Here is an 8,807-nt window from a genome sequence, read left to right on the forward strand (position 1 = left end):
GCCCCGACCCACCACCCGGCGAACGGCGAAGGCGCGCACCCCCGAACAGCCGCAGGCCCCCAGGCAGAAAGCGCGTACCCCCACATAGCGCTCCGCGACGACCCGTACACACCGCGGAATCAGTTCAACCTCTTGACGGGAGGCAACCCGAACGGCTCAGCTTAGAGTTCACTAGTTGGACATAGACGGGGTCTCATCGAAGCGGCCCCGTGCGCAGGAGGTCGTCGTGGAGACTCCGGGGTCGCAGTCATCGCTGCACCGAGCCAACCTGGAGCGGGTCGTACGAGCCGTGCGCCTGGCGGGCTCCCTAACCCAAGCCGAGATCGCGCGGACGACAGGTCTGTCCGCGGCGACGGTCTCCAACATCGTCCGGGAGTTGAAGGAGGGCGGCACCGTCGAGGTCACACCGACCTCCGCCGGCGGCCGCCGGGCCCGCAGTGTGTCCCTGAGCGGCGACGCCGGCATCGTCATCGGCGTCGACTTCGGCCACACCCACCTCCGCGTCGCGGTCGGCAACCTCGCCCACCAGGTCCTGGCGGAGGAGTCCGAGCCCCTCGACGTCGACGCCTCGGCCACCCAGGGCTTCGACCGCGCGGAACAGCTGGTCACGCGCCTCATCGAAGCCACCGGCGTCGACCGCTCCAAGATCGCCGGCGTCGGCCTCGGCGTCCCCGGCCCCATCGACGTCGAATCCGGCACCCTCGGTTCGACGGCCATCCTCCCCGGCTGGTCCGGTACCAAGCCCGCCGAGGAGCTCCACGGCCGCCTCGGCGTTCCCGTGCACGTGGACAACGACGCCAACCTCGGCGCCCTCGGCGAGATGGTCTGGGGCAGCGGCCGGGGCGTCCGCGACCTGGCCTACATCAAGGTCGCCAGCGGTGTCGGCGCCGGTCTGGTGATCAACGGCAAGATCTACCGGGGCCCCGGCGGCACCGCTGGAGAAATCGGGCATATTACACTCGACGAGTCCGGCCCCGTCTGCCGCTGCGGAAACCGCGGCTGCCTGGAGACCTTCGCGGCAGCGCGCTACGTGCTCCCGCTCCTCCAGTCGAGTCACGGCACCGACCTGACCATGGAAGGCGTCGTACGGCTCGCGCGGGACGGAGACCCGGGCTGCCGTCGGGTGATCGCCGACGTCGGCCGCCACATCGGCAGTGGAGTGGCCAATCTCTGCAACCTGCTGAACCCGAGCCGCGTGGTCCTCGGCGGTGATCTCGCCGAGGCCGGTGAGCTGGTGCTCGGGCCCATCCGGGAGTCCGTCGGCCGCTACGCCATCCCCAGCGCGGCACGCCAGTTGTCCGTTCTCCCCGGTGCCCTCGGCGGCCGTGCCGAAGTGCTCGGAGCGCTCGCCCTCGCCCTCAGCGAGATGGGCGATTCGACCCTTTTGGACGGGACGGCTACAGGCACACTGCAGGCGGTGGCTCCTGCCTTCACTTAGAGAACGGATGGCACCGTTGCCATCTCGTTAAGGATTTACTTCTTGACGTCGCACGTGTGGCCGAGTTGACTTCCAGCCACCTCGGCCGCAATGTCGCGGCCTCGTCAGGGAGGTTTCTGAAGTGAACACGCGTATGCGTCGCGCCGCTGTCGCTATTGCCGCCGGTGCGATGGCTGTTTCGCTTGCTGCCTGTGGCAGCGCCAAGGAGTCGGGCGACAACGCCGATTCCACGGGGTCCGCCAAGAAGGGCGACGACATCAAGGTCGGCCTGCTCCTTCCCGAGAACGCGACCGCCCGTTACGAGAAGTTCGACCGCCCCCTCATCGAGGAGAAGGTCAAGGAGCTCACCAACGGCAAGGGCGAGGTCGTCTACGCCAACGCCAACCAGGACGCCGCCAAGCAGAACCAGCAGGTCGACACGATGGTGTCGAACAAGGTCGACGCGCTGATCGTGGACGCCGTGGACTCCAAGGCCATCGCCGGCTCGGTGAAGAAGGCCAAGGACGCGGGCATCCCCGTCGTCGCCTACGACCGCCTGGCCGAGGGCCCGATCGACGCCTACACCTCGTTCGACAACGTCACCGTCGGCAAGACCCAGGGCGAGGCCCTGCTGAAGGCGCTCGGCGACAAGGCCAAGGACGGCCAGATCGTCATGATGAACGGCTCCTCCACCGACCCGAACGCCGCCGACTTCAAGAAGGGCGCGCACTCCGTGCTCGACGGCAAGGTGAAGGTCGGCCGCGAGTACGACACCAAGGAGTGGAAGCCGGAGAACGCCAACTCCAACATGGAGGGCGCCATCTCCGCCCTCGGCAAGGACAAGATCGTCGGCGTCTACTCCGCCAACGACGGCATGGCGGGCGGCATCATCACCGCCCTGAAGGCCGCCGGCATCGCCGACATCCCGGTCACCGGCCAGGACGCCGAGCTCGCGGGTGTGCAGCGCATCGTCACCGGTGAGCAGTACATGAGCGTCTACAAGCCCTACCCGCAGGAGGCGGACGTCGCGGCCGAGATGGCCGTCGCCCTCGCCCAGGGCAAGTCGCTCGACTCGATCGCCAAGGACAAGGTCGACAGCCCGACCACCAAGGCCATCCCGTCCGTCCTGGTCCCGGTCGTCTCGCTGACCAAGGACAACATCAAGGACACCGTCATCAAGGACGGCATCTACACCGTCAACGAGATCTGCACGGGCAAGTACAAGGCCGCCTGCGACAAGATCGGTCTCAACTAAGCAGCCGCCAAGTCCCCTGAGGGGCGCGGGAGTCCGAACCGGGCTCCCGTGACGCCCGTGTGGGGACAGGTTGCCCCCGAGTTCCTCCGGCGCCCCGCCACATCAGCCCCGCAAGCTACGCGGGGCGCCGGACGGATCACTTCGAACTCTGTCAAAGCTGCTGCACATACCTCCCGCCGGGTCAGGCGGCGAAGGAGATGGTTTACGTGTCCGCTACGCCCGTGCTGGCGTTGCGCGGGGTCTCCAAGCGGTTCGGTGCCGTTCAGGCGCTCACCGACGTAGAGCTTGAGGTCCACGCCGGTGAAGTGGTCGCCCTGGTGGGCGACAACGGAGCCGGAAAGTCCACGCTGGTCAAGACGATCGCCGGCGTGCACCCCATCGATGAGGGCGTCATCGAATGGGACGGCAGGTCCGTCCAGATCAACAAGCCGCACGACGCCCAGAACCTGGGCATCGCGACCGTCTACCAGGACCTCGCGCTCTGCGACAACATCGACGTCGTCGGCAACCTCTACCTGGGCCGGGAGATCCGCAAGCGCGGCATCCTGGACGAGGTGGAGATGGAGCGCCGCTCCCGCGAGCTGCTCGACACGCTGTCGATCCGCATTCCCAGCGTGCGCATCCCGATCGCCTCGCTCTCCGGCGGTCAGCGCCAGACCGTGGCCATCGCCCGTTCCATGCTCGGCGAGCCCAAGCTGGTCATCCTCGACGAGCCCACCGCCGCCCTCGGCGTCGAGCAGACCGCGCAGGTCCTCGACCTGGTCGAGCGGCTGCGCGAGCGCGGCCACGCCGTGATCCTCATCAGCCACAACATGGCCGATGTGAAGGCCGTCGCGGACAAGGTCGCCGTGCTGCGTCTCGGCCGCAACAACGGCGTCTTCGAGGTCAAGTCGACCTCGCAGGAAGAGATCATCTCCGCCATCACCGGCGCCACCGACAACGCCGTGACCCGCCGTGCGGCGCGCACGAACGGGGAGGTTTCCAAGTGAGCATCGACAAGACCTCCGCGGCTCCGGACGACCACGCCGTGGAGAACCCCGAGGCGGCCAAGGCCGCCGTCACGGTGGTCGACCCCCGGCTGCTGGTGCGTGAGCAGGGCCTCAAGGGCTACGTCAGCGAGTTCAAGCGGAAGATGAAGTCCGGCGACCTGGGCTCCATCCCCGTCGTCATCGGCCTCGCGATCATCTGGCTCATCTTCACGAGCCTGAACTCCAACTTCCTCACCGCGGGCAACCTGTCCGACATGTCCGTCGCCATGGTCGGCACGGGCATGATCGCCGTCGGCATCGTGTTCGTGCTGCTGCTCGGCGAGATCGACCTGTCGGTCGGCTCGGTCTCCGGTGTGGCGGGCGCGAGTTTCGCGGTGCTGAACGTCACCAACGGCATGAACGAGTGGCTCGCCTTCGTGCTGGCCATCCTCACCGGCACGGTCGCCGGCACGCTGCACGGCTTCTTCTTCGCGAAGATCGGCGTGCCCGCCTTCGCCGTCACCCTGGCCGGTCTGCTGTTCTGGAACGGCTTCATGCTCCAGATCCTCGGCGACAACGGCACCATCAACCTCGACCCGGACGGGGTCGTGGCCCAGCTGACCAGCTACTACTTCTCCGACGTGGCCGCCGCGTACGCTCTGGCCGCGGTGGTGACCGCCGGATTTTTCGTCAGCTCCTTCCTCGGCAACCGGCGCCGCGAGGCCGTCGGCGTTCCGTCGCGGCCGCTGAGCGAGACCATCGTGCGGACCGTGCTGCTGGCGGTGCTCGCCTTCACCGTCGCCATCGTCTTCAACCAGTACAAGGGCCTGCCGCTCGCCGTGGTGATCTTCATCGCGGTGCTGCTGGTCACGGACTTCGTGCTGCGCCGCACGGCGTACGGCCGGAAGGTGTTCGCGCTCGGCGGCAGCGTCGAGGCGTCCCGCCGGGCCGGCATCAACGTGGAGATGGTCCGGATCTCGGTGTTCGCGATCTCCGGCACCTTCGCAGCGGTGGGCGGTCTGTTCATCGCCTCGAAGATCGCGGCGGCCAACCAGGGCGCCGGCGGCGGTGACCTGCTGATGAACGCGATCGCCGCCGCGGTCATCGGCGGCACGTCGCTGTTCGGCGGCCGTGGACGCACCTGGAACGCGCTGCTCGGCGTCCTGGTGATCGTGTCGATCCAGTACGGCCTCGCCCTGGAGGGCATCGCCTCCCCGGTGCAGTACATGATCACCGGCGGTGTGCTGTTGGCCACGGTCGTCATCGACGCCGTCACCCGCAAGACGCAGAAGACCGCAGGGCGCGCGTAGCGCCGAGGAACACCTCCTGTGCCCGGTACCTCCCAGGTACCGGGCACAGGTGTGTCGTAGGTGTGGCACAACATGGGTACAGCCGAACGCGTGACGTACGACGCAGAGCCTCGGCGCCGCCCGCGAAGGCGGAACATTAGACTCGACAAGCCCGGCAACAGCTCTACTGCAAGGAGGCACGGGTGCCGCTGCTGACCCGTATCAGGGGACCGCGCGATCTGGACCGGCTCAACCTGGAGGAGCTGAACCAGCTGGCGGAGGAGATCCGGAGCTTCCTTGTCGAAGCGGTCTCCAAGACCGGCGGTCACCTCGGCCCCAACCTCGGCGTGGTGGAGCTCACCATCGCCCTGCACCGGGTCTTCGACTCGCCCCGGGACAAGGTGCTCTGGGACACCGGCCACCAGTCCTATGTCCACAAGCTGCTCACCGGCCGCCAGGACTTCTCGAAGCTGAAGATGAAGGGCGGCCTGTCCGGCTACCCCTCACAGGCCGAGTCCGAGCACGACGTCATCGAGAACTCGCACGCCTCGACCGTCCTCGGCTGGGCCGACGGCATCGCCAAGGCCAACCAGATCCTCGAACGCGACGACCACGTCGTGGCCGTGATCGGTGACGGCGCGCTGACCGGCGGCATGGCCTGGGAGGCTCTGAACAACATCGCCGACGCCAAGGACCGCCCGCTCGTCATCGTCGTCAACGACAACGAGCGGTCCTACGCGCCGACCATCGGCGGCCTCGCCAACCACCTGGCGACCCTGCGCACCACCGACGGCTACGAGCGGTTCCTCGCCCGCACCAAGGAGGTCCTGGAGCGCACCCCCGTCGTCGGACGGCCGCTCTACGACACCCTGCACGGCGCGAAGAAGGGGCTGAAGGACTTCATCGCCCCGCAGGGCATGTTCGAGGACCTCGGCCTGAAGTACGTCGGGCCGATCGACGGACACGACCTGGAGGCCCTGGAGTCCGCGCTCGCCAAGGCCAAACGGTTCGGCGGGCCGGTCATCGTGCACTGCCTCACCGAGAAGGGCCGCGGCTACCAGCCGGCCCTCCAGGACGAGGCGGACCGCTTCCACGCCGTCGGCAAGATCCACCCCGACACGGGCCTGCCGATCGCCAGCTCCGGCGCCGACTGGACGTCCGTCTTCGGTGAGGAGATGGTCAAGCTCGGCGAGGAGCGCGAGGACGTCGTCGCCATCACGGCCGCCATGCTCCAGCCGGTGGGCCTGGACAAGTTCGCCAAGCGCTTCCCCAAGCGGGTCTACGACGTCGGAATCGCCGAGCAGCACGGCGCCGTCTCCGCGGCCGGCCTGGCCACCGGCGGCGTGCACCCGGTGTTCGCCGTGTACGCCACGTTCCTCAACCGGGCCTTCGACCAGGTGCTGATGGACGTGGCCCTGCACAAGTGCGGGGTCACCTTCGTCCTCGACCGGGCAGGGGTCACCGGCACCGACGGCGCCTCCCACAACGGCATGTGGGACATGTCGATCCTGCAGGTCGTGCCCGGGCTGCGGCTGGCCGCGCCGCGCGACGCCGACCAGGTGCGCGCCCAACTGCGCGAGGCCGTCGCCGTCGACGACGCGCCGACCGTGGTCCGCTTCTCCAAGGGCGCCGTGGGCCCCGCCGTGCCGGCCCTGCGCCGCGTCGGCGGCATGGACGTCCTGCGCGAGCCCGGCACCGACCGGCCGGACGTGCTGCTGGTCTCCGTCGGCGCCCTCGCGCCGATGTGCCTGGAGATCGCCGGCCTGCTCGACAAGCAGGGCATCTCCACGACCGTCGTCGACCCGCGCTGGGTCAAGCCCGTCGACGAGGCCATGGCCCCGCTCGCCGAGCAGCACCGCGTGGTCGTCACCGTCGAGGACAACAGCCGCGTCGGCGGCGTCGGCTCGGCGATCGCGCAGGCGCTGCGCGACGCGGGCGTCGATGTGCCGCTGCGGGACTTCGGCATCCCGCCGCGTTTCCTCGACCACGCCTCCCGTGCCGAGGTTCTCGCCGAGATCGGACTGACCGCACCGGACATCGCCCGTCAGGTGACCGGGCTGGTCGCCAAGCTCGACGGACGCTACGAGCAATCGACGGTGGACTCCGTGGAGCCCGCGCGGGACTGACGCCCACCCGGTACCGCTGAATGGGCCGGTTTCACCCCCGTCAAGGGTGGTGAAACCGGCCCATTGGCGTGAATCCACCCCCGTCAGGGCATACGGATGGTGCCCCCTCTCGATCATGTCGAGGACGACAAGCGTGGGAGGTACCCCGTGAGCAGTACCCTCTTCCGGACGAAGAAGGTCGAGCAGTCCATCCTCGACACCGAGGAGCCAGAGCACGCGCTCAAGAAGTCCTTGTCAGCGCTGGATCTGACCGTCTTCGGCGTCGGTGTGATCATCGGTACCGGCATCTTCGTACTCACCGGGACCGTCGCCAAGGACAACGCCGGGCCCGCGACGGCTCTGGCGTTCGTGGCGGCCGGCGTCGCGTGCGCCCTGGCCGCCCTGTGCTACGCCGAGTTCGCGTCCACGGTCCCGGTCGCCGGGTCCGCCTACACGTTCTCGTACGCCTCCCTCGGTGAACTGGCCGCCTGGACCATCGGCTGGGACCTGGTCCTGGAGTTCGCGCTCGGCACGGCGGTGGTGGCCGTCGGCTGGTCCGGCTACATCCAGTCGCTCATGGACAACGCGGGCTGGACGATGCCCGCGGGCCTGGGCAGCCGCGAGGGCGCCGACGCTTTCGGTTTCGACATCCTCGCCGCCGCGCTCGTCCTCGTTCTGACCGGCATCCTCGTGCTCGGCATGAAGCTGTCCGCGCGGATCACGTCGATCGTCGTGGCCATCAAGGTGACGGTCGTCCTCGTCGTGATCATCGCGGGCGCGTTCCTCATCAAGGGTGCCAACTACGACCCGTTCATCCCGAAGGAGCAGCCCGTGGAGGCCGGGGCGAGTCTCGACTCCCCGCTGATCCAGCTGATGTTCGGCTGGGCGCCCTCCAACTTCGGCGTGATGGGCATCTTCACCGCCGCCTCGGTCGTGTTCTTCGCCTTCATCGGCTTCGACGTCGTGGCCACGGCCGCCGAGGAGACCAAGAACCCGCAGCGTGACATGCCGCGCGGCATCCTCGGCTCCCTCCTGATCTGCACGACGCTGTACGTCCTCGTCTCGATCGTCGTCACCGGCATGCAGCACTACAGCGAGCTGTCCGTCGACGCGCCGCTCGCCGACGCGTTCAAGGCCACCGGGCATCCGTGGTTCGCGGGCTTCATCAGCTTCGGCGCCGCGGTCGGCCTGACGACGGTCTGCATGATCCTGCTGCTCGGTCAGACCCGGGTGTTCTTCGCGATGAGCCGGGACGGGCTGCTGCCGCGGTTCTTCTCGCGCGTCCACCCGCGGTTCAAGACGCCGCACCGGCCGACGATCCTGCTCGGCGTGATCATCGCGATCCTCGCCGGGTTCACCCCGCTGACCGAGCTCGCCGCGCTGGTGAACATCGGCACGCTGTTCGCCTTCGTGGTCGTCGCCATCGGCGTGATCATTCTCCGCAAGTCCCGTCCCGACCTGCCCCGGGCCTTCCGCACCCCGTGGGTGCCGGTCATCCCGATCCTGTCGGTCTGCGCGTCCCTGTGGCTGATGATCAACCTGCCCGCCGAGACGTGGGTCCGCTTCGCCATCTGGATGGCCGCCGGCTTCCTCCTCTACTTCTTGTACGGCCGCAGCCACAGCCGCCTCGCACGCCGCGGGTCGGGGGAGGAGCAGCCGAGCGTGGGTGGTGGCACGCCGTAAGCGGCTGTGGCTGCGGCTGGGGCTGTCGCTGCGGGGCGGCGGTCTGTGCGGCTTCGGTGGGGGTGCGCGCCTGCGCCTTCTCGTCGGGGG

6 protein-coding genes are annotated in these 8,807 nt (G+C 68.6%); all 6 read left to right on the forward strand.

The window, feature by feature from the left end:
* Positions 1-226: 226 nt before the first annotated feature.
* Positions 227-1,438 (forward strand): ROK family transcriptional regulator, encoded by a 1,212-nt coding sequence (locus tag C1J00_RS32215; protein WP_102912516.1) that lies wholly within the window; start codon positions 227-229, stop codon positions 1,436-1,438.
* 133 nt (positions 1,439-1,571) lie between these two features.
* Complete coding sequence (locus C1J00_RS32220) at positions 1,572-2,672, forward strand: ABC transporter substrate-binding protein (RefSeq protein ID WP_180989768.1); 1,101 nt, start codon at positions 1,572-1,574, stop codon at positions 2,670-2,672.
* Between the two features lie 197 nt (positions 2,673-2,869).
* On the forward strand, positions 2,870-3,661 hold the full coding sequence (locus C1J00_RS32225) for an ATP-binding cassette domain-containing protein (protein WP_102912518.1): 792 nt from the start codon (positions 2,870-2,872) through the stop codon (positions 3,659-3,661).
* A complete protein-coding gene (locus tag C1J00_RS32230; RefSeq protein ID WP_102912519.1) occupies positions 3,658-4,950 on the forward strand; it encodes a sugar ABC transporter permease in 1,293 nt (430 codons plus the stop codon). Before C1J00_RS32225 ends, C1J00_RS32230 begins: the two co-directional genes overlap by 4 nt.
* 182 nt (positions 4,951-5,132) lie before the next feature.
* On the forward strand, positions 5,133-7,055 hold the full coding sequence (dxs, locus tag C1J00_RS32235; protein WP_102912520.1) for a 1-deoxy-D-xylulose-5-phosphate synthase: 1,923 nt from the start codon (positions 5,133-5,135) through the stop codon (positions 7,053-7,055).
* 147 nt (positions 7,056-7,202) lie between these two features.
* Positions 7,203-8,717: an amino acid permease gene (locus C1J00_RS32240; protein ID WP_102912521.1), complete on the forward strand. Its 1,515-nt coding sequence runs from the start codon at positions 7,203-7,205 to the stop codon at positions 8,715-8,717.
* The last annotated feature ends 90 nt before the right edge of the window (positions 8,718-8,807 follow it).

It is taken from the genome of Streptomyces cahuitamycinicus (assembly GCF_002891435.1).
GTDB classification, from domain to species: Bacteria; Actinomycetota; Actinomycetes; order Streptomycetales; family Streptomycetaceae; genus Streptomyces; species Streptomyces cahuitamycinicus.

Excerpts from the sequence above, each read along its gene's own strand:
- C1J00_RS32220 (WP_180989768.1), top strand. The coding sequence starts at position 1,572 with ATGCGTCGCGCCGCTGTCGCTATTGCCGCCGGTGCGATGGCTGTTTCG.
- C1J00_RS32225 (WP_102912518.1), top strand. The coding sequence starts at position 2,870 with ATGGTTTACGTGTCCGCTACGCCCGTGCTGGCGTTGCGCGGGGTCTCC.